This window comes from Vibrio sp. FF145 (genome assembly GCF_041439075.1).
GTDB lineage: Bacteria > Pseudomonadota > Gammaproteobacteria > Enterobacterales > Vibrionaceae > Vibrio > Vibrio tasmaniensis_A.
In genome coordinates, this window is record NZ_JBGONH010000041.1 from 1 (window position 1) to 22,054 (window position 22,054).

The following is a 22,054-nucleotide window of genomic DNA, read 5'->3' on the forward strand; positions in this document are numbered from 1 at the left end:
TGTAGGATCGTTCAACTGATCAGGAAAATGCTTAAATGATCAGTGTTAACCTAATAAGGTGCCTTTTTTGTTTTTGTCGTAGAAGTCGCAATAGAAGCGTTAACAAATGGTGACTTAGTCGGCAAATATCAGTTGAGTGCTCCAACCACTTGCATTTTCACCACATTTTTACAGAAATTAGATGCCATTTGCGCACGAAACTCTTATCCTTAACCTGATTTTTTAAGGAAGTTGAATATGATCATCAAACCTCGAATTCGCGGATTCATCTGTACTACAACACATCCAGTCGGTTGTGAAGCTAATGTAAAAGAACAAATTGCTTACACAAAAGCTCAAGGCCCAATCGCAAATGCACCTAAACGTGTACTCGTTGTTGGCTCTTCAAGTGGCTACGGCTTGTCTTCACGTATTGCGGCTGCATTTGGTGGCGGCGCTTCAACTATCGGTGTTTTCTTCGAGAAAGCCGGTACTGAGAAAAAGCCGGGCACAGCTGGTTTTTACAACTCAGCAGCGTTCGATAAGCTAGCTAAAGAAGAAGGCCTGTATTCAAAAAGCCTTAACGGCGATGCTTTCTCTAACGAAGCTAAACAGAAAACAATTGACCTGATCAAAGAAGATCTAGGTCAAATCGATATGGTTGTGTACTCACTGGCATCTCCAGTGCGTAAAATGCCAGAGACTGGCGAAGTGATTCGTTCATCTCTTAAACCTATCGGTGAGACTTACACATCTACAGCGGTAGATACAAACAAAGATGCGATCATCGAAGCAAGCGTTGAGCCTGCTACTGAAGAAGAGATCAAAGACACTGTTACTGTAATGGGCGGTGAAGATTGGGAACTTTGGATCAACGCACTTTCTGAAGCGGGTGTTCTAGCTGACGGTTGTAAGACTGTTGCTTACAGCTACATCGGTACTGAGCTAACGTGGCCAATCTACTGGGATGGCGCGCTAGGTAAAGCTAAGATGGATCTAGACCGTGCAGCGTCAGCGCTTAACGAGAAACTAGGCCAAACTGGTGGTACTGCGAACGTTGCTGTTCTTAAGTCAGTTGTGACTCAAGCAAGCTCTGCTATTCCTGTTATGCCTCTTTACATCGCTATGGTGTTCAAGAAGATGCGTGAAGAAGGCATTCACGAAGGTTGTATGGAACAGATCTTCCGTATGTTCAGCCAACGTTTATACAAAGCAGATGGAAGTGCAGCAGAAGTTGATGAAGTGAACCGTCTACGTCTAGACGACCTAGAACTTCGTGATGACATTCAAGAGCATTGTCGTAACCTATGGCCTCAAATCACAACTGAAAACTTAAAAGAACTGACTGACTACGTTGAGTACAAAGAAGAGTTCTTGAAGTTGTTCGGTTTCGGTGTTGATGGTGTTGATTACGAAGCTGACGTTGAGACAGCTGTTGAATTTGATGTAGCTGACATCTAATTAACAAATCAAATAAATGAAATAGGCGCTCATTGAGCGCCTATTTTTTTGTCTGTAGTTTGAGGAAAGTAGTACAGAGATGTGGGATGAGAAAAGAAATTAAGTAATAAAAATGCACTAACTCAAAGATGAATTAGTGCATTTAAAATATCTAATCTAAAGCGTTATAACGCTGAATAAACTAGCTAATGATAATGATAAAGGTACCCGCTAAGGTCATCAATATATTGGCTATCGCGTACGTACCCGCGTACCCCAGTGCTGGGATAGTTGAACGAGCGTGGTCATTCACTATGTCCATCGCCGGAGCACAAGTTCGTGCGCCAATGATGGCTCCAAAAAGAAGAGCTCGGTTCATCTTCAGTGCGTAAGCGCCGACTAGGTAAGCGAAGAATACCGGCAGTACACTCACGATAAGTGCTATCCCGATAACTTGCGGACCCACTTGGGTCAAATGCTCAAATATCTTACCACCGGCGCTCAAGCCGATACCGACCATAAAGAACATCAAACCGAGATCTTTGACCATATTCAACGCCCCTTGAGGAACGTAACCGAAGGTAGGGTGGTTCGCTCGTAAGAAGCCAAGCATGATGCCTGATAGAAGAAGACCAACGGCATTACCTAAACCAAATGAGACTTGTCCGAATGTCATGGTGATCAAACCAAACAAAATACCCAGAATGAAGAAGCTACAGAAAGCCGTCAAATCGGCCATTTGGCTGTGAATCGAGATGAAACCAATTTTTTCTGCAAGGCCGTGAACACGGCTCTTTTCACCACTCACCTGCAGTACATCACCTTTAGAAAGTACGATGTTTAAGTCCATCGGCATTTCAATTTGAGCTCTTACTACGCGATTAAGGAAACAGCCGTATTCGGATAAGTTTAAGTCAGATAAACGCTTACCCGCGATGTTGTCACTTTTAACGACGATCTCTTCTTCAACGATTCGTAGATCGAGAAGGTTACGGTCAAAAACTTCTTTGCCGTTTCGGAAACTTGGATCAAGACGAGCGTGGCTGTCAGGGAAGCCAACTAATGCGATTTCATCGCCTTCTTGCAGAATGGCATCGCCATCAGGGTGGGCAAGAATACCATTACGTCGAATCCGCTCGATGTAGCAACCAGTTTGGCGATAGATGCCAAGCTCACGAAGGTTCTTGCCATCAGTCCAGGTAATTAGCTCTGGTCCCACACGATAAGCTCGGATAATGGGTAAGTAAACCTTACGCTGGCCAGAGGTGCCTAGGCCGCGCTCTTGAGCTATTTGTTCTGCAGAGTCGTGTAGGTTTACTTTCTGAAGCTTTGGAATAAGGCGGGCAAACATAATCATACTGATTAAGCCGACTAAATAAGCCATCGCGTAACCTACAGAGAGGTTTTCTATAACCAGACCCAGGTCCATGTTTCTTGGCACTTCAGCTAAACCTGAATTGAGTGCATCTTGCGCACCAACTAATATTGGTGTTGCAGTTAGTGCTCCCGCCATCATGCCGGCGGAAAGTCCGAAACCAAGACCTAAATATTCGCTGCAAAAATAAGTAAGGGCAATAGCCGTAGAAAGTACAACGAGGCTAAGAATGAGGTAATGCTTACCGTCTCTGAAGAATATACCGAAGAAGTTGGGGCCAGCTTCAATACCTACACAGTAAATGAAGAGCATGAAACCAATCGTGAGAGCGTCGGCGTTAAAGGAAAAGCCAAGATGTCCCATGATAAGAGAAGTAATCAGAACACCGATTGAATTTCCTAGTTGGAGACTACCGAAACGAATTTTACCAATGGCGAGGCCAATAGATAACACAACAAAAATGAGAAGGATGGGGTTTTGTTTTAACAGCAAGACAACGTCGATATTCACAGTGATTGCTCAATAATTAGCGTGAAACACAGGATCAGTTTGAGGAATGAATTGTATCTAAATAGAAATAAATTATAAGTGCTATTTTCAATTTTATTCGATATTGACCTTAATCTTACTCCGGTTGAAAAATTGTCATAAAAAAGCCCGCTGCAATGAGCGGGCTTTATATCAATCATACAGTCTAACTGTTTTATCTATCAGCTGTTTAGGCTTTAGCCTCGATTTTCGTTTGAGAAATTCCAGCTTAGTCGAAAAGACCTAGGTTTTCTTTTGCGTATGCTTCAAATTCTGTGCAGCCGCCAATGTGATCTTGGTCGATGAAGATTTGTGGAACTGTGTCTACAGGTTTACCAACAGTCTTCTCAAGGTCAGCTTTGCTGATGCCTTCAGCGTGGATGTCAACGTAACGGTAGTTGAAGTCATCGCGTTTAGCTTTAAGAGTTTCAGCATGCTCTTTTGCGCGAACACAGAATGGACAAGCAGGGCGACCAAAAATAACTACAAACATTTAATTTCTCCTAAATACGGGATGAGGCTCGTTAACTCATTTATGTTAACTATTCTTTTATGAATGCCACTCAAAATTTCTTAAAACCAACTATGCCTCAATGGCATGGGGAAATAAAGATGGAATTGCCTCTTAATACGATAGGTTTTGCCTATCAGCGCAAATATTAATCATAAAAGGCTAGAGTCTTGTTTACTGGCCACTGTCATCGTGAATTCCCCTCAATATTAGTATGTGAATTACCCCTAAGATTGCAACTTTAGTCGATATTTAGTGCGACAAGTTGCACCTTGTCAAAAAAATCAAACGCAGAACGAGGCATCCTTTATCTAGGTATGGAACCATATTCTGTAAGCAGTCTGAAGTAATGATGTTTTAGTGCATTCGTATTTGGGGTGCCGGGATTGTGTTGTAAATACGAAAATCAAATTTCAAATTTCAAATGTGAAATCCAAGAGACCAATTTCCTAAAAACCAAGAGTTCGCAGTTTTGTTCGGTCATAGGCGCAGGAGGCACCATGTTTCAATTTATGACATCTACAAAGATCATCTTTGGTGATGGAGCACTCTCCGCTTCATTGTCTCTCTTTAATCAATACGGTTACAGCGTGCTATTGGTGACTGGCAATACATTAGAGCGCACTTCAATAGTCACTGACTATCTCGATGCACAGAGTTTGCGCTATCAACACATTGCCGTATCCGGTGAACCTAATATCAAAATGGTTGAGGAGGCTGCTATTTCTGCACGTCGATTTAAGCCAGATATGGTTGTCGCTATGGGGGGCGGTAGCGCCATCGATATGGGCAAAGCGTTAGCCGCGGTTTTACCTAACCAAGGTAGTTTGTATGACTATGTTGAAGTTGTTGGGCGTAATGTCCCTCTTAAAACCAAACCGCTTCCGTTCATTGCGATTCCAACCACAGCGAGTACAGGTGCAGAAGTCACTAAAAACGCGGTGCTGAAATCAGGGCAAGACCAAGTAAAAATCAGCCTTAGAAACCCAGACATGCTGGCTGACGTTGCGATTGTTGACCCAACCCTAACTCATGGTACGAATCTGTATTTATCGGGGCGAGGTGCTATGGACGCATTTACCCATCTAATGGAAGCCTATGTGTGCGGTGAACCGAACCCACTGACTGATATGATCTGTGAAGAAGGCTTACGTAAGCTGAGTGGTTCTGTCATTCAGGCGTGTATCTACGATGAACCTCAAGCGCGTTCTGATCTCGCGTTTTCCTCTATGTTAGGGGGAATAGCGATAACTAACGCCAAACTTGGCGCTGCGCATGGTTTGGCTTCTGCGCTAGGTGGCAAAATCTCGGCTCCTCATAGTGTGATAACTGCACGTTTAGCACCATTTGTGATGTTAGAGAATATAGCTGCTGCGAAGGAGCAGCAGAGGAGTGACATCCTAGCGCGTTATCAGCGAATTTCTCAGATAGTGACAGGTAACGTAGAAGCAACAGAGGACGAGGCAATTTCTTGGTTGTCTGAAGTATTGGATACGCTCAAGCTTCCAACTTTACTGGAATTTGGTGTATGTGAAGCCCAATTTGATGAGGTGTCTGCCGACGCGCTCAAGTCAGTGGCAATTAAAGGGAACCCTTTACCGCTGAACCAAGAACGGCTCGTACATATTCTGAAGAAGGTTTGCGAGAAGTGTGGTTGTGTAGAAGGGCATCATGAGGGAGCTTTAATGAATCAAATTGAGCAAGAGCCTGCCGCCGAGTCGAGCTTTACCATTATCAATTCTTATGCGTCCGAGAACAGCGTGGTTGAGAAGGGCAATAGCTGGACTATCTAACAGTCTTCAATCTGCTCTTGGCATAACCAGACACAGCACAAACCCATCACGGCATAACCCATTTAAACAGACAAATAAAAACGGAGCTCTAGGCTCCGTTTTTCAATTGAATTTAATTCTTAAGCTCACATCTTAACAGATTAGAACTGAGAGTACTTTTCGTAACGTGAATCACGAAGTGACTCTTTTACTCGTTTCAGGTTCTCTCGGAAGCCAGAACCACGACGAAGCGTAAAGCCTGTTGCTAACACATCGATAACCGTCATCTGAACAACACGACTTGCCATTGGCATGTAAACGTCAGTGTCTTCCGGTACATCCAATGAGATAGACAGAGAACTCGCTTTATCTAGCGGAGAGTCTTTTGCTGTGATAGCGATAACTGTCGCGCCGTTTTCACGAGCTAAGTTCGCAATCTCTACTTGGCTTTTAGTGCGGCCAGTGTGAGAGATAAGAACAATAACATCGTTATCACTGCAGTTAATGCAGCTCATGCGTTGCATCACGATGTCTTCGAAACAAGTGATTGGGATATTGAAACGAATGAATTTGTTTTGAGCATCTTTGGCTACAGCAGAAGAGGCACCCAGTCCGAAGAACGAAATACGTTTTGCTTGAGTCAGTAAGTCAACCGCTCGGTTTACTTGCATCGCGTCTAAACTGTTTTTAGCAACATCTAGACAAGCCATAGTTGATTCAAAAATCTTATGTGTGTAAGCATCTGGGCCGTCATCTTCTTCAACATTACGGTTCACGTAAGGTGTACCGTTCGCCAAGCTTTGAGCTAGGTGAAGTTTAAAGTCAGGGAAGCCCTTTGTGTCTAAACGACGACAGAAGCGGTTAACTGTAGGCTCACTCACGTCAGCCATTTTCGCTAAGGTAGCAATGCTAGAATGAATTGCAGTTTGAGGGGAAGCCATGATTACTTCGGCTACCTTACGCTCAGACTTGCTGAAATTTTCCAGGTTTTTTTGTATTTTTTCTAATGTATTCATAGTGTTCACAAGGGTATAGAGAACAACTTGCTAGTTAATATCTTTTACCAGGGGGTATGGCTGAAACAAATATAAGAAAATACAAAACCAAACTTATATTCGGTATTGTAAATTCTACTGCATCAAATAGATATCAAGCTAACTAGCACCATAGAGTCAGTATAAACCCAAGATACTATTCACTAATACAAAAACACGGCATCAATGCTTAAGAATATGACAAACCTCAACAAAATTTTAGAAAACTACAGAATTGGAAGAGGATTAGAGCAAAAAGAATGCAAATTGAGTATGAACTGACAGCTAAGTTACATCAAAAAGAAAGAAATTTTCAATTTGATGCAACTAAAATTGAATGGCTAGGCGTTGATTAGCTTAACCAATTTGGTGATTTTACTCATCAAATTGGGTGCTAGTTTAGAGATTTCACGCTGTTCTTCAAGCACTGAAGAGAGAATATCGTTGCCCGTCAGTGGATTTGCTAATACTACACGGAAAACGATGATTGGCTGATGCGCCCATATTTCGGGGTTTAAGCGCGTTCGCGATACGAAAGACTTGCCCGTTTCACGTTGCTTCTTCTGAATAAACTTGGTCAGTTCATTCAGTAGCTCATTCAGTTCAACACGCTCTGGTGCTTTAGCCTTAAGTAGTGCTGCTTTGACTGATTCAGGCACATAGCGATAGGTCAGTAGGCAAAGCTCAGGCTCTGAAACCAGTTCGAAGTCGTTTTGACTTTTAATCAGGTCAGCAAAGTAGCGCGCTTTATTGATGCTCTGGTCGATTAGCAGTTCATACCCAGGGCGACTGATGATGTGCATTGAGGCGTAGACTAACATTGCCATACCTGAACGAGAGCCTTCTAACGTATGGCTACCTAAGTCTTTTGAGCCTTTGCGAAGGATGTATTGAGCGTGATGTTCGATTGCGGTCATCGCATCTGGCTTCTTAAACAAAACCATGCCAGCACCCATAGGGATATAAAGCTGTTTATGTGCATCAATCGTAACTGAATCAGCCAATTCAATACCATCAAGTAGGTGACGATGGTTGTTCGACATTAGAGTCGCACCTCCCCAAGCGGCATCAACATGGAAATGACAATCGGATTCAGCACACACTTCTGCAATGTCTCTTAGAGGGTCGATATTACCGGTTTCGGTTGTACCAGCCACACCAATGACAGCGAAAGGCTTTATCTTATTCTGCTTGAGCTGTTCAATCTTGAGTCTTAGGTCGTCCGTACAAATGCGGTTGTCGTTATCTGTTTTAACAGACACTAGACCTTCTTGACCAATACCAAGGACATCCGCTGCTTTTTTCAGAGAGTAGTGACCACGTTCAGAAACCAAGATAGCAAGGCCTTCGTAGCCGTAGTGCTTCATGGCTTTAAACAAGCCTTCTTTTTCCACACCTTTGAAAGAACCTTGTGCTTTTAGCGCGTTGTTACGTGCAACCCAAAGCGCAGTAATGTTCGCGATGGTACCGCCAGAACAAAACGCTCCTAAAGAGTGGTTGGCACTGTGCATCCAGCGAGAATAAAACTGGTCGCTATCCTGATATATCAGGCGATGTAACATACCCAGAACTTGACGTTCTAAGGGAGTGAAAGCTTTTGAGGTCTCGATTTTTACTAGATTCTGATTTAGCGCAATCATGATTTTAGACAGCGGCATCAGGAAATAGGGTAGCGCAGACGTCATGTGACCAATAAAACTTGGCGACGACGTATGAACCGAATGAGATACAAGAGAATCGAGGAGATGCTCGGTATGTTCTGAAACAAACTCAGGCAGCTCTGGGATATGAGCATTCGAAAAATCTTTCTCAATCTCACGTAATGGCTTTTCTTCAGCCACAATGTGTTCACGTAAGAATTGATTCAGGTTTCGTGAAAGTTTGTCTTCGATTTGAGTGAGTGTTGAGTCTGGGCCTTCTGGTACTGTAAAGATACGTAGAAGACTGTCAAAGCTAACATCTGCTGTTTTTTGTTCCGTAACCATAGCAAGCGAGTTATTTTTCTTATATTGACGCGAGCGGGATAATCTAAACGAAAACGGGAACAATGTCCCGTCTTAATTATGAAATCCAACTTCCCATAAAAGCATAGTAAATTAAGGGTTATTTACACTTAATCGCTTCTAGTTTGGCGATCGACTGGTTGTAACGCTGCAGTGCTGTATCGATTTGCTTAGGGTGACTAAGCAGCTCAGCAAAGGCGGAACGTAGCTCGTAGTTTTGAGCGTGAGGTGTTGATTGGCGGTCGTCGAACGTTGTTTTCGCAATTCTACCAAGTTCATCATCACGTGTTGATAACGTCTTAATGTCGTGTTGTTCCAGTTGCAGCCAGCCTTCTACCGGTTGCTCTGTTGCCACTTTGCTTGAATCGTTCACAAGGTAGTAGTTTACCGCAGCGCGATTAAGCTCGAAGTGGTGCTTACGACCTTCTAGGAACCACTCGCTTACTTCTGTCAATTCTGGGTATTGCTCAGAAGTTAATGTAGCGAGGTCAGCATACCAACCTAAAGAGGCGTCGATGTACGCATCATATTTTTTTGCTTGGCACTGATTTGTCTCAGACATTGAATCTGCTGCAAAAGAGAAAGTCGAAGTTGAAGCTAGCAGTAATGCGACGCAAAGGCGTTTCATAGCGGTTCCTTTTGTAAGTTTATTCTTTTTATAACGTTGTCGTTACAGATTACCGTGATCATTATTTGTTGAGCAATGACACTTAGTGTCTTTTTATTTCGGTAACTGTATCGGTGTCTTGGGCATCGGTATTCGAGTTGCATTCTAATCTAAAACAAACGCTATTCCTGCGATCTAGTTAGCAAGAGATACAAAGAACAACATCAAAATCGGGACAAGCAAGCTGAGGATAAAGCCACTGACTATGGCGACTGGCACGCACCGAACGCCACCTGTGGTTTGAATGACAGGTAATGTGAAATCCATCGCTGTTGCGCCTGCATAACCAATCGATGTGCATGGGTAGCTCCGGATCAGCACAGGAATAAGTACCAAAGCAACTAACTCTCTTAACAGCTCAAGCATGAAAGAAGCGCCGCCATAAACAGGACCAAAGGCGTCGCCCATCAAGATACCAGCTAAAGAATACCAACCAAACCCTGAAGACATTGCCAAGGCTTTGAACAGAGGGATATCAAGGATATAAGCCGCAATAATACCACCAAGCATTGAGGTGGCGATGATTGCGATTGCGATTACCATACCGTGCTTGTTGAGTAAGATTTGACGAAGTGTTAGTCCGCTATTGCGTAACTGAATGCCAATAAAGAACAGTAGAACAAACAGAATCCATTCACTCGCGGTATCAACCCAATCAAGTCCAATAGGCAGAACTAAACCCGCAATAAGGCCGGAACCGACCACTAAGATGAGTTTGGCAGACTCCATCGCCATAGAAGACAGGGGGAGTTTCTTATTACAGCTGTCTGTCTGGAGTGGCAGTAACTTATCAATAGCAGGTAGCGCCATTAGATTACAAACGCTTAAGCAGACGAAGAAAGTGGCCGTGTATAGAAGAATTGTCTGCAGGTTACTGCCTAGGTTATCGAGTGCGGCTAAGCTAAGTCCCATTAACGCGAGAATCACGTAGATCAACCGCGAAGTAGAGCGGTTGATAAATTCTAGCGTCTGAGCGTTCGAAATTGAAAAAAGATACCCCACGACGAGTGGCGCAAATATAAAGATCATCCCTGTAAACATGCTTTCCCCATTGCATTGACTTCATATTGCATTTACTAGCAATTTAACAGTAACTTAGAAGCCGCTAGTATTGATCACGTCACTTAGCTTTGCATTAAAATCCTGTTTGCTCAAGTTGCTTAATTTATAAAGTACTTCCGCTCCTGTCACGTTTAGTTCTACTTCGTGCTCATCAATGTTCTCATCCTTGTTTCTAAACATCAGTAGGTGGTTAGCTATCCGCGCAATATCAAGGTAAGACACCTCGCGCTCTTCGTGATTATTAATGGTGTTGCTGCACACATCGATAAAGTCGCTGTCGAAACCCCAGCGTCTAAGGACCAACTTACTGGTTGCTGAACATTGGCCTTGGAATATTTGCAGTGCGATGTCGTGATCTAAATAGTTCCCGTTGTCTAGGTAGAGGTGATATTCACTAACCAAACAGAACAAGCCAATGTCTGCAAGTAACCCAACAAGTAGTGACTTTTCATGCTCTAGATAACGGTATTCGGTAGGGGATAGTTCTTTAAATAGGTTAGTGACTAACACCATAGTTGCGGCGAGTTCTTTTGATACAGAAGCGCTCTGAACCAATAGCTCGTTGCACTCTTTACTCAAATTGACGGAATGTTTAAGTTGTTCAATAGCCTGAGCCGTGACAATGTCACGTACTCTCAATATACCAAGACGCGATACGGCCGTCATAACATCGACACAAGTAATATTGCGTCTGTTGAAGACAACTGAGTTAGCAACTCTGATCACGATTGCTGTCAGCCCTGGGTCTTCAAGTAAGCACTCGGCAACTTCGGCGACGCCTGTTGGTTCAAGAGTACATAGCTTTTGAATTTTAAGTACAACCTCAGGAATCGGAGGAAGAGTTATTTTTCCCGCTGAGATGGAATGTCCAACAAGTTGGGCAAACTCGGATTCTAGGCCCTTAAGGAGAAGAGCTTTATTTTGTGGTAGCCAGAAAAATGATAAATGATTCATATTAAGAGTAAGAACATGTATGTCGTACCATTTTACAAGCCGGGATGCTGCGAGGCAATACTCATCGAACCACATAAGCTTTGATAACTTGAACGGGGGTATCACTAAGAATTAAATTCTTGGCGTGATTTGATAGTTTAATGTGATGTAAATCATTAAAAGCAAGGATATTCAACTGATTGATGTGAGCTGCGCCCTGACTTATTTTTCTTTTCGAAGTATCATTTATTTCAAAGGTGACAAACGAAACCATAATATTCACCTAAACATTAAATAGATTTAAAATTTTTCGCATAAAAAGCTGCTTGTCTGGCGATCAACCTAATCGGGGTAATTTGATTAAGGATCAACGGATATGACCGAGACAGCATTTATTAATTACGTGAATCAATTTGGTGAACATCAAAAGCGCTCTATGTTTGGAGGTATTGGCCTCTTTCAAAATGACGCTATGTTCGCTTTGTTGAGTGAAGATTGTGTATTCATTCGAGGTGGGAAGTTATTAGATAAAAAGCTGACGGGGCTAGATTGTGAAAAGTATCGTCACGTAAAAAAGCAGACGACAGCAACCGTGAATTACTACGACATCACGGATCTCTTTACGTCTGAGCATCCTGAATTGGATAGTATTATTCGTACTTCAATCGATAATTCAATTCAGCAGCGTAGCTTCAAAAAATCATCTGCTAGCCGTAGATTAAGGGATTTGCCTAACATGCAACTGACGTTAGAACGCATGGTTAAAAAGGCTGGAGTGGATGATGTTTCAATGTTTATGCAGTTGGGTGCATCTGAAGTGTTTAATAAGGTTCGCGAAGCGTACGGAAACGATGTTGACCTAAAATTACTTTGGAAGTTTGCGGGTGCAATTGATGGTATTCACTGGAAACTATTACAAGAGCCACGCAAGCAGCAATTATTAAAGAGCTGCCACTAAAGATATCGCCTGTATATGCATAAGATTACTGTTTATATATAAAAACCGAGGGATTTCCTCGGTTTTTTGTTTCTATCTAGCCCGTTTTAAAGGCTAAGCCCATATGAAGAGCTTTCTCGTTTTACTTAAAGCTTGAAACGAGTCGTGAACATTAACTGATCACCGTAGAAATCATTGATACGAACTTCTGCACCTAGAGAGAATAGTTCTGTAGAGTGGAAACGCACGTAAGCAGAACCGATCCAATCATCTTTATCATCGATAGAAACGTAACCGCCTTTGCCGCCAACTTCTAGTTGTGGGCCAAGCCATTGACGAACACCAACGTTGAATTCCATACCAACATCAGGAGAGCTTTTCGCTGCTGGTTGAACTATACGAGCTAGCATTTCACCCGTTAGATCTGCCCAGTTGTTAATTGGAGCGTGGAAACCAAGACCTACAGCAGAGTCGTAATCGCCTTCAAATTCTGAATCGATACGCGCTACTGCGTGAGCATTCGGGTGGATTGACTTACTGAACGCACCACCAAATGTAATTGGGCTCGCACCGATACGAGCGTCAAAGTAATCGTAGCTAAAGTTGCTCATTACTTGTGCTTGTTCATTTGGTTGTCCATCGACAGCTAGTGCTTGGCTAGAAGCCAATAGCATAGCGGTAGTAAGTAGAATTTTGCGCATAACGACCGTAAACCTTTATTAGTGTTGATCCCTTTGGTTTGATAAAAAATAGCCAAACCATAAACATTGAGACAGTTTAATCTAACTCGCGGAAAAGTAACCCATAAAAATGCTATTCATTTGTCATTTAGCTAAAAAACAAGCAAGTAAAGTACTGCTCTGTTACAGAGATCTCATGTTTTAGGGTTATTTAACAAAATCTAGTATCCATTCACTTGTTATTGATAACTATTAGATACACTTAATTTACTCACTGTTATGCAAAATACACTTCGTGTTAAAACTGCAATAGCGATTAAATCGCTATTCATCATCTAATCTCTATTTACCAACCTATCGCTATTCACCGAAACTAGTTCGCTTGTCTGACATTGATGTCAGTATGCGCTCAGTATCTAAAATGGAAGTCCAGTTTAACAACTGCTTGTCGTTTGCAATGACATAGTCTGTCAGTTGTTGAGTAATCGTGTCTCTAAGTTGATCGCCTTGCCAAGGTTTTGAAATATAAAAATCAAGCGCCGCGTTGTTAATTGCTGTGACGGTATCTTCTAGCCCGGCTTGCCCGGTGAGCAGCAGCTTGCGTGTTGGCTTTGTAGAATCGTGCTGGTTAAGTTCGATAAGAAAATCGATACCCGTTTTGTCCGGCATGATGTGGTCACACAAGATTAAGGCGAGTTTAATACCTTCCTGTCCCATTTCTTTAATTACTTGCTTAGCTTCATCGACCGATTCGGCTCCTTCAACAATAAAATTGTCTTCAAATGGTGCTAAATCTTGAAGGACACTGTTGAGAACCTCTGGCTCATCATCGACACATAAAATTAGGTACTTATTCATGAGGTGCTCCTTCTTGTTTGAATGGAAGCCACACTTGCATGTGTGTATGGCTGCCTACCTCAGACTCCACCAAAATAAAACCTTGATGAGCCGAAACGATTTGTTGAGAAATGGATAACCCAATCCCTAAACCGAAGTTGCCTTCTTTTTTGGTCGTGAAGTTTGGGTTGAAAATAGTGTTGATGTCTTCTTTGGCGATACCGTGTCCAGTGTCCGATATTTGCACTACAAGAAACGTGTCGTCACCTTTAGTTTCTTGAGACGTGGTGATAGAGACTTTGCCTCGCTCTGAAAGAGCATCAAGTGCATTAGAGAGAAGGTTGGTCCACACTTGTTGCAGCGAGAGCGACTGGCACAATAGAAGCGGCAAGTCGGTGTCGTAGTGTTTTTCAAGTTGGTGATGTTTGAGCCTGTTTTCAAAGATCACTAACGTATCTTCAAGCCCTTCGTGGATATCTGTGTAGTGGCGGACCTCTTCATCTTCTCGGGCATAGCTTTTTAGGCTTTTGACCATATCGGCAATACGTTTGCTGCAAACTTGAATTGAGCGGATAGAGTTTCCAACATAGTGATAATGCTCTAAGTCATTGAGCAGCTCTTTGCCTGCGACAGGGGAGTCTTTTAAGGTATCTAAAACCGCAGAGTCTTGGCTCAGGTTCAGTCTTACGGCTTTTTTGGCTAGCGCACGATCATCGATAGTAGAGGTGAGGTGCTTTACGAGTTGTCTTTCTTGAGCCGTTGATAGTGGCTTCGCCATTTTTGAATGTGCTAATACATCCGTCCCTTTATTTGATTCTGGGAGTGCCGAGTTCTCGAGTATTTGATCGAGATGTTCAGACAAGGTTTCAATACTTCTCAGTATGGCTGCAATCGGGTTATTTAACTCATGTGCGACACCTGCCACGAGTTGGCCGAGCATCGCCATCTTCTCTTTCTCGATCAATTGTTGATGTGCAGATTCCAACGATTCTAGCGTTTGCTGAAGCTGGATCTTATTGTTGATGCTTCTTTGTAAGCGTCGGTTAAAGTGACGGAGCAGTAGATTGGTAAATAGCGGTAGCAGAGTGTTGTTTGAATGCATCACCTGAGCAAAGCTATCTTTATCCAGTTTGATGACTTGGGTCTGAGTCAGAGTAATCGCAGTAGAAAACGAAGGCTCACCCGTCACGAATGACATCCCTCCGACAATATTGCCCTTAGAGTGACGCACAACTTCGCGTTGCTGCCCCAGTTCATCTTTTTTATAGAGCGCCGCTTCACCTTCAATAATTAACCAAAGAAAGCGATTATCTTCGCCCTCAACCGTCAGCAGATGCTCTGGTGAATAATCACGAATGGCCTTGGTTTTATCATCTTTTGAAAAGACATCCTGCAGAGCACTGACGACACGCTCAGCAAGGGCATTGTCAGAAAGCTGGTGGTAATCGTGAATGAAACCCGATTGGAAAGAGTGAATCTTTTGTTCAATGTGCGCTCTGAGTAAGCGCTGTTGATCCAATGCATCGCTGTAAGAGAGCAGGTTTTCTGAGTCGTATTGGATGACAAAAGACGTTAGCTCTTTTTGCGCTGATTTGAATAGAACCTGATCTTGAACTGGCTTGGTTAGACAGTGGTTGAGCCTGCCTTCATTCACCGCGGTTAGAATGGATTGAATGTCTGACGAAGCGCTGACTAATATCGTTCTTGCGGTATTACTATGGGGCAGCTGTTCGAGTTCAATCAGAAATTGCACGCCATTAAATTCAGAATGATGATGAGTGATCACCAAGGCTACAGTTTGGTTGTGATCATGAATATCTTCTAATGCGTGATGCGCGTCTTCTATGTTCTCGGCAGTATAAATATCGAATACAGAAGCCAACGGAGCCAACTCCGAACGTATTCTTTCAATGCTAACCGGATTATTGTCCAAACAGATAACAGCGTATTGATTCACAGCTCAACCTTAATAGTAGCGACGTCTCTAGCCTAGCAAGAACCGCCGAATAAGGATGAGAGCTAGCCGTTAATTTATTGAGGCAATCGAAGTATCGAGCAATAGACTGATTTAACTCAATGTTTCTTGTTTGCTACTGATGGGTTAGACTAAAAAAAACAGACACGTGTAGAAAGAGAACTCATGGAACAGTTAAGAAAAATTGGTGCAATTGGCGGCGCAATCTCATTGGCACTTTGTTGGCCACTAGCGGTTGGCCAAATTGGACAAAATGCCATTACCGATGGTGTTGCAAAGCTTAACAATTCAAGCATTCAAGCGGAGATCGTGGAGTACGATAGAGGTTACCTGTCTTCTAACGTAACTACTCGCCTAACTGTGACCGATGAAAACCTGAAAGAACAACTCGCGATTGATGGGCTGCCGAGTGAGTTTGTCATCAATAGTGCGGTTAGCCACGGTTTGGTGAGCCTGAATGCACTGTCGACGTTTGATAATACTGATATTCTGCCTCTAACTCTGACAACTAGCACTGAGCTAAACGGCAACACGGACTTTAACTTCGAGTTAAGCCAGTTCAATCATCAAGGTTCTGATGAGAATGGTACTTCGGTATCAATCACGAAATCGAATCTGTCTGGCCATGCCACTGTTTTAGGGCAAGTTGATTACGAGCTTTCAATCCCTTCAGTTCAAATTGATTTTGAAACCGGTGAAGAGGTAACACTGTCAAACCTAAAAGGTGTAGGTTCAGGTCAACAAGCGAAAGGCTACTGGTTAGGTTCTCAGAATTTTACTATCGATAGCTTCTTGGTTACAGACTCTGCAATGCAGCCTTTCATGACCATTGAAAACTCTAAGTACGATTTTGAATCACATCTAGATGAAGCGACTAAGCGTCTGCGCAGCAACCTTAAACTGGATGTCGCAAACATCGAGACCAGTGAAGGCCAGTTGAACAACCTAAACGTCGATTTCGAAATGTCGAAATTGGATAGCGAATCGTTTGAGAAAATCTTTGAGATTTACCAATCTAATCCAGTAATGACGCAAGAAGACGTTGCCGAGATCATTCCATTTATCGATATCCTGTTTGCTAAAGGCTTCGACCTTTCAATGAACAATATGTCGTTAGATCTAGGTAAGGGTCAATTCGAATCTAAGTGGTTAGTGAGCGTACCGGAAGGAACCGAAAACATCAGCAGTAATCCTTCGATGATTGTACCTGCATTAAAGGGTAACGTTCACTCTAGCTTCTCAAATGAGCTTGTTGAAGAGTACCCATTCATCCGTGAAGGTATTGATGAATTGCTTGTGATGGAAATGATCAAGGAAACAGAAAGTGGTTATGAAATCAGCGCTGACTTAGAAAATGGAAACCTAGTGTTCGAAAATGGACAAGAAATTCCATTAATCGCTCTACTTATGCCGGTTTTTGTTCAATAAACAGAACAGGCTTGAATACTGATAGGGTGATTTAGCAGGTTCAGCTTAAACATTTTATACGGTACAAAACAAAAGAGGTCTTAAGACCTCTTTTGTTGTTTTTATGTTGGGTAAAACATGGTATTACTTGCATAGTTATTATTTAGCAGGAGCAATCATCCCCATGGAACTTACATTAGATAACGTATTCAACTTCAGTGCTGGCCCAGCTGCACTGCCTAAACCGGTAATGAAACAAGCGCAGGCGGACTTTATTGATTGGAATGGTTTAGGGACTTCCGTGATGGAAATCAGCCATCGCAGCAAGGAATTTATTCAAGTTGCTGACGAGTCCGAACAGGACCTACGTGATCTTCTGAACATCCCAGACAACTACAAAGTTCTTTTCTGTCAGGGGGGCGCTCGTGCTCAATTCGCTGCTGTTCCTCTAAACCTTTTAGGTGACGCGACGAAAGCGACTTACATTGATGCGGGTTACTGGGCAGAAAGTGCAGTGACTGAAGCGAGCAAATATTGCGAAATCGATGTATTCAACGCCAAGACGTCAATTGATGGCAAAGCAGCGGTTGTTCCAGCTAAAGATTGGAAAATCGACCCGGAAGCGGCGTATGTACATTTCTGTCCAAATGAGACCATCGATGGTATTGAAATCAGTGAGCTTCCTCAAACGGATAAGCCAATCGTAGCGGATATGTCATCTAACATTCTGTCTCGTAAGATCGATGTGTCTCAGTACGGTGTTATCTACGCTGGCGCTCAAAAGAATATAGGCCCTGCTGGTATTTGCATTGCTATCGTGCGTGATGATCTGCTAGAGCTAGCAAACGACGTATTGCCGAGCATTCTTAACTACAAAGTACTTGCTGAAAAAGACTCAATGTTCAACACACCGCCAACGTATGCTTGGTACCTATCAGGCCTTGTATTCAAGTGGTTGAAAGCTCAAGGCGGTGTTGAAGCGATGGAATTAGTGAACAAAGAGAAAGCTGGGCTGCTTTATAATGCGATTGATAGCTCAGCTTTCTACAGAAACGATGTTCATATAGCAAACCGTTCAAGAATGAACGTGCCATTCCAATTAGCGAAACCAGAGCTAGATGCTAAGTTTTTAGAGTTGGCTGATGCTGCTGGTCTGAAATCACTAAAAGGCCACAGAGCGGTAGGTGGGATGCGAGCATCACTTTACAACGCGATGTCTCTGGAAGGCGTGCAAGTATTAGTCAGCTTCATGAAAGACTTTGAAGAGAAATACGCTTAATTAAGGCGTATTTCACAATAAGAGGAGCGAAAGCTCCTCTTTTTTTACTTGCTGAAAAGGAAGGGTATGAAGAAGTTAGGTACAGTAAACAGTGTTTTGGGCGGTAAGGTTGTTGCTTTTGCTCACGGTACACAGAGTGCTATCAATAAGCAGGTTTTATCTGAGCGCCAATACACTACTGAGCTTGGATTTATTAACGATGAGCAAGGCGACCCTCGCTTTCATGGTGGTATTCAGAAAGCCCTTCATATCTACCCAAGCGAGCACTACTTAATTTGGCAGGAGGAGTTGGGCGACAAAGCAATCTTCCAATCTGAAGGTGCATTTGGTGAGAACATAAGTTCAAGTGGGGTGACTGAAGCTTCCATTTGTTTAAAAGATAAGATTCGAATTGGTTCAACCTTGCTGGAAGTTTCACAAGGTCGTATGCCTTGTTGGAAGCTCAATGTACGATTCGATCAAAATGATATGGCGAAAAGGCTACAAGACACCCTTCGAACTGGCTGGTACTTCCGTGTTTTGGAAGAGGGTGATATCGGCTCCGGCGACGAGATTATCCTGTGTGAAAGACCTTACCCAGAATGGCCGTTAAGCCGGGTTATGGGTGCGGTGTTCACGGGTTGTTTGGATAAACAAGAGCTTAGAGAATTGGCGGAGCTGCCTCTAGTGGAATCTTGGGGCACGCTCGTAGAACGTCGACTTCAAACTGGCGAAGTTGAAGATTGGGAAATGAGATTGGTTGGCCCGATAGCCGAGTAGACTTTCTATTCAGGCGCAAAAAAAAATCATGCGAAAAAGAAAAATGCTCACAATCTAGATGATGTGAGCGTTTTTAATTTTGAAGTGTGCACTATTAACTATTAGTCAGTAGCTAACAGTTAAATCGCTTTATACGCGTTTAAATGGTGTTTAATTTAGCTATAACCAGAAATCTTTAACAGGCATATCAGGGCTAAAATGGTGCGCAATCTGTGCTTGTAGAAGCTCCGCTGTCGCAATCGCATCAGTTAACGCATGATGCGGAGTATAGTCAGGCAAGTGGTATCTACGACGGCTCTGACCAAGCCTTACTGACGCAGGCTTCTTACCTTTTAGCTTATTCCATAGACCGCCGGCCAGTTTGTTTTGGATTTGAGATTCAATCTCGAGCGTGTCGAGGACTGGGAACTCAATCCCTTCACCTAATCTGACCTTCAACGCGTTATCCAAGAAATCACGCTCGATGCGGCGATAATGAACGACTGGGATATGGCCGCCCATTGATTCTAAGATCTCATCTAATACTTCACTTAAGTCTGGCGCATCAATGATGTCGTTGTGAGTGATGCCATGGATAACAACCGAGTCTTCTTCCAATTTCTGCTTTGGTCTCAGGGTCCAGTGCTTGGCTTGTCTTAGGTAGATTCGATTTAGCGTAAACGGAACTAGACCAATGGTAATGATGCCATCTTTGTTTGGGTTTAAACCCGTTGTCTCAAAGTCGACAGCTAAGAAAGTCACTTCTGATAATGGCGTATCAGGTGCAGGAAGAGGCTGGCTATAAAATTGCTTCAAGCGTTCATCTCTCGCTCGTTCGAGCTTCTGAGCAAACTTAAATGGCCAATCAACCGCTGGGGATCTGAATAGTTTGTTCATAGCGCCTACTTAAACTTATTGCTGGCTTGATAACGGAACTTAAGAAAGTTCTGTGCATTGCTTAATATTTGGAATGCATCCTTTAGATTACGTCGCTCGAAGTCAGAAAGGTTCTCTGGTTCGATGTTGTTATCCGGTTCGATGTTGTTGTCGACATCGTGTGCTTGGTGGCGAATACGAACTAAGGAGATAAATTCCATCGCATCTTTCAAGTCTTGAGCTCGACCTTTTGGCAAAATACCTGCGTCGATAATGTCATCTAAACGTTCGAATGAGTTCTTAGAGCGAGATGCGACTGCTAAAGAGTGAACACGGATTAGATCGGCAAGTGGTGCGGTACCACGACGTTTAAGATTGATCGAGTTGTTATGACGACCATCTTTCTCCATTACGAAATCTTTAAAGAAACCCAGAGGCGGTGTTCGGTTGAGTGCGTTACGAGCAAGACACGCCAAGAAACGGTTGTTCTTACGCGCACGTCTTACAATAAAACTATTTAACTGTTCTGCCCATTTTAAGCGGCCATAAACACCATCTAAATCAAAGAAGATAGAGGCGTTCAGCAGTGCTTTCGGGTTTGGATCATCAATCCAATCAGCGAAGCATTCTTCCCATTGTCGACGTGTCATACGCCAAGTTGGGTTAGTGGCCATGATGTCACCGGTACAGTACACATAGCCACATTGGTCTAAGCCATCACAAATGAAGGTCGACAGCTCTTCAAAGTACTTACCGTGCTTTTTCTCATCGTAGGTATCATCAAGAATAATGGCGTTATCTTGGTCAGTAACGAGCAGCTGCTCATCACGCCCCATCGAGCCGAGCGCGAGGAAACAATAAGGGATCGGCGCTTTACCGAGTTTATCTTCGGCTAGTTCAATAATTCGTTGTTTAAAGCTACGGCCAATTACCGACATTGCGGTACCCACCATGTGGGCGTTGGCGTCTTCGTTAACCAAGCGCACAAAGCTGTCTTTTACTTGCTCAGAAAGGACTTTAAGATCTTCGATGCTTTGCTGTTGGAAGATGCTGCTTACCAATAACAGCGAGTTTTGAGACTCGTAACGTACAATATCGGTCGCTTCAATAATACCAATAGGCTTCTTATCTTTTAGTACTGGTAGGTGATGCACGTTGTAGCGAAGCATGGTCATCATGGCTTCGTAGACATAGGCATTATGATCGAGCGAGATAACCTCTGCAGTCATTACACTTGATACTTCATCCGATGGATCGAGTCCTTCTGCTAAAACTCGGGTACACAGATCACGGTCGGTAATGATGCCAATAACGGGCGTCGAATCGTCTTCATCATCTTCAACAATATCCGGGTCGATGATCAGCAAAGATGAAACATTATCTTGTGCCATCATGGTAGCAGCTTGTTGGATGGTTCGTGTTTTTTCGATCATTGGCGCTTCGCTAGTCAGCAGCGTCTTTACCTTTGACGTGGTTAGATCGTTAGCGTCGTTGCTGTCTGAGTTAGCCTGACGCAGTCGCGCATTATCTTCTACTTCGACAAAGTCAGCGAATGAATCATAGTTGTCGTAGAGTTCTTGGAAAATAGGTTCAGGGATACAGTAGAGTAGGGTGTCTTCTGTTGCTTTTACCGGGAAGCGAACTTTATTGTTGGTGAGTAGCCCCATTTGGCCAAATAAGTGTCCCTCATCCAGCCGGTTATAGAGCTCACCTTTACGACGATAGACTTCTACTTCGCCGCTTCGAACAATGTAAAGGTCGTTAATCTGATCACCAAAGTGAATGATAGGGGTATCTTGGCGGTAATAAGAAATTTCGACGCTACTGGTCACTTTCGCCAACATCTCCTCTGGGAGTTCTGTGAAAGGGGGGTATTGTGCCAGAAAGTTTTGAATCTCTAATAACTCAGCATCCATAATGATCATCCATTGGTTTGTATGATTTCATGGTACAACATTTGATAATATTTTGCCGTCACAAATCAATCTGTGAGCTAAAACCTTTTTAAAGTCTTAGGGATA

18 protein-coding genes are annotated in these 22,054 nt (G+C 43.1%); 6 read left to right on the plus strand and 12 right to left on the minus strand.

The features are described 5' to 3' along the window. The first annotated feature begins 237 nt into the window (after nucleotides 1–237). The gene (gene fabV, locus ACED42_RS15480) at nucleotides 238–1,440 is read left to right on the plus strand and encodes an enoyl-ACP reductase FabV (protein ID WP_009847071.1); all 1,203 of its coding nucleotides are present in this window, start codon (nucleotides 238–240) and stop codon (nucleotides 1,438–1,440) included. A gap of 181 nt (nucleotides 1,441–1,621) precedes the next feature. Here the strand turns inward: fabV and ACED42_RS15485 are convergent, their stop codons facing one another. Together ACED42_RS15485 and ACED42_RS15490 are read right to left on the minus strand one after the other, a co-directional pair. Beyond that, complete coding sequence (locus tag ACED42_RS15485) at nucleotides 1,622–3,304, minus strand: aspartate:alanine antiporter (protein WP_012604238.1); 1,683 nt, start codon at nucleotides 3,302–3,304, stop codon at nucleotides 1,622–1,624. Nucleotides 3,305–3,551: 247 nt separating this feature from the next. After that, the gene (locus ACED42_RS15490) at nucleotides 3,552–3,815 is read right to left on the minus strand and encodes a GrxA family glutaredoxin (RefSeq protein WP_009847069.1); all 264 of its coding nucleotides are present in this window, start codon (nucleotides 3,813–3,815) and stop codon (nucleotides 3,552–3,554) included. A 518-nt stretch (nucleotides 3,816–4,333) separates the two neighbouring features. Here ACED42_RS15490 and ACED42_RS15495 point away from each other — a divergent pair. Continuing rightward, entirely contained in the window at nucleotides 4,334–5,626 is a 1,293-nt protein-coding gene (locus tag ACED42_RS15495) for an iron-containing alcohol dehydrogenase (RefSeq protein WP_371703229.1), read from the plus strand. Between the two features lie 140 nt (nucleotides 5,627–5,766). On the opposite strand, the gene ACED42_RS15500 is transcribed toward ACED42_RS15495, so the two are convergent. From ACED42_RS15500 to ACED42_RS15520, 5 genes are all read right to left on the minus strand, one after another. Next, entirely contained in the window at nucleotides 5,767–6,621 is an 855-nt protein-coding gene (locus ACED42_RS15500; protein ID WP_004734686.1) for a MurR/RpiR family transcriptional regulator, read from the minus strand. A gap of 359 nt (nucleotides 6,622–6,980) precedes the next feature. After that, entirely contained in the window at nucleotides 6,981–8,624 is a 1,644-nt protein-coding gene (gene panP, locus ACED42_RS15505; RefSeq protein WP_371703231.1) for a pyridoxal-dependent aspartate 1-decarboxylase PanP, read from the minus strand. A gap of 118 nt (nucleotides 8,625–8,742) precedes the next feature. After that, the gene (locus tag ACED42_RS15510; RefSeq protein ID WP_009847065.1) at nucleotides 8,743–9,270 is read right to left on the minus strand and encodes a hypothetical protein; all 528 of its coding nucleotides are present in this window, start codon (nucleotides 9,268–9,270) and stop codon (nucleotides 8,743–8,745) included. Between the two features lie 174 nt (nucleotides 9,271–9,444). Further along, nucleotides 9,445–10,350 carry a lysine exporter LysO family protein gene (locus ACED42_RS15515; RefSeq protein WP_009847064.1) on the minus strand — a complete coding sequence of 302 codons (906 nt, stop codon included), beginning with the start codon at nucleotides 10,348–10,350 and terminating at the stop codon, nucleotides 9,445–9,447. A gap of 54 nt (nucleotides 10,351–10,404) precedes the next feature. After that, a complete protein-coding gene (locus ACED42_RS15520; RefSeq protein ID WP_017096721.1) occupies nucleotides 10,405–11,325 on the minus strand; it encodes an HDOD domain-containing protein in 921 nt (306 codons plus the stop codon). 355 nt (nucleotides 11,326–11,680) lie between these two features. Here ACED42_RS15520 and ACED42_RS15525 point away from each other — a divergent pair, with 355 nt between their 5' ends. After that, complete coding sequence (locus tag ACED42_RS15525; protein ID WP_009847061.1) at nucleotides 11,681–12,262, plus strand: TfoX/Sxy family DNA transformation protein; 582 nt, start codon at nucleotides 11,681–11,683, stop codon at nucleotides 12,260–12,262. A gap of 125 nt (nucleotides 12,263–12,387) precedes the next feature. Here ACED42_RS15525 and ACED42_RS15530 read toward each other — a convergent pair whose 3' ends face one another. The 3 genes from ACED42_RS15530 to ACED42_RS15540 form a co-directional block, all read right to left on the minus strand. Continuing rightward, the gene (locus ACED42_RS15530; RefSeq protein ID WP_009847060.1) at nucleotides 12,388–12,942 is read right to left on the minus strand and encodes a hypothetical protein; all 555 of its coding nucleotides are present in this window, start codon (nucleotides 12,940–12,942) and stop codon (nucleotides 12,388–12,390) included. A 339-nt stretch (nucleotides 12,943–13,281) separates the two neighbouring features. Beyond that, entirely contained in the window at nucleotides 13,282–13,779 is a 498-nt protein-coding gene (locus ACED42_RS15535) for a response regulator (RefSeq protein WP_135442714.1), read from the minus strand. Next, nucleotides 13,772–15,715 (minus strand): ATP-binding protein, encoded by a 1,944-nt coding sequence (locus tag ACED42_RS15540; protein ID WP_135383048.1) that lies wholly within the window; start codon nucleotides 15,713–15,715, stop codon nucleotides 13,772–13,774. The genes ACED42_RS15535 and ACED42_RS15540 overlap by 8 nt, the downstream gene beginning before the upstream one ends. A 183-nt stretch (nucleotides 15,716–15,898) precedes the next feature. Here ACED42_RS15540 and ACED42_RS15545 point away from each other — a divergent pair, with 183 nt between their 5' ends. The 3 genes from ACED42_RS15545 (at nucleotide 15,899) to ACED42_RS15555 (ending at nucleotide 19,178) form a co-directional block, all read left to right on the plus strand. Then, nucleotides 15,899–17,161: a DUF945 family protein gene (locus ACED42_RS15545; RefSeq protein WP_371703232.1), complete on the plus strand. Its 1,263-nt coding sequence runs from the start codon at nucleotides 15,899–15,901 to the stop codon at nucleotides 17,159–17,161. A 163-nt stretch (nucleotides 17,162–17,324) separates the two neighbouring features. Then, complete coding sequence (gene serC / locus ACED42_RS15550; RefSeq protein ID WP_371703233.1) at nucleotides 17,325–18,419, plus strand: 3-phosphoserine/phosphohydroxythreonine transaminase; 1,095 nt, start codon at nucleotides 17,325–17,327, stop codon at nucleotides 18,417–18,419. Nucleotides 18,420–18,485: 66 nt separating this feature from the next. Beyond that, nucleotides 18,486–19,178, plus strand: a complete 693-nt coding sequence (locus ACED42_RS15555) for an MOSC domain-containing protein (protein WP_371703235.1) — start codon at nucleotides 18,486–18,488, stop codon at nucleotides 19,176–19,178. A 159-nt stretch (nucleotides 19,179–19,337) separates the two neighbouring features. Here ACED42_RS15555 and ACED42_RS15560 read toward each other — a convergent pair whose 3' ends face one another. Together ACED42_RS15560 and ACED42_RS15565 are read right to left on the minus strand one after the other, a co-directional pair. After that, the gene (locus ACED42_RS15560; protein ID WP_012604226.1) at nucleotides 19,338–20,054 is read right to left on the minus strand and encodes a 3'-5' exonuclease; all 717 of its coding nucleotides are present in this window, start codon (nucleotides 20,052–20,054) and stop codon (nucleotides 19,338–19,340) included. A 5-nt stretch (nucleotides 20,055–20,059) separates the two neighbouring features. Continuing rightward, nucleotides 20,060–21,949, minus strand: a complete 1,890-nt coding sequence (locus ACED42_RS15565; RefSeq protein WP_009847053.1) for a DUF294 nucleotidyltransferase-like domain-containing protein — start codon at nucleotides 21,947–21,949, stop codon at nucleotides 20,060–20,062. Between the last annotated feature and the right edge of the window lie 105 nt (nucleotides 21,950–22,054).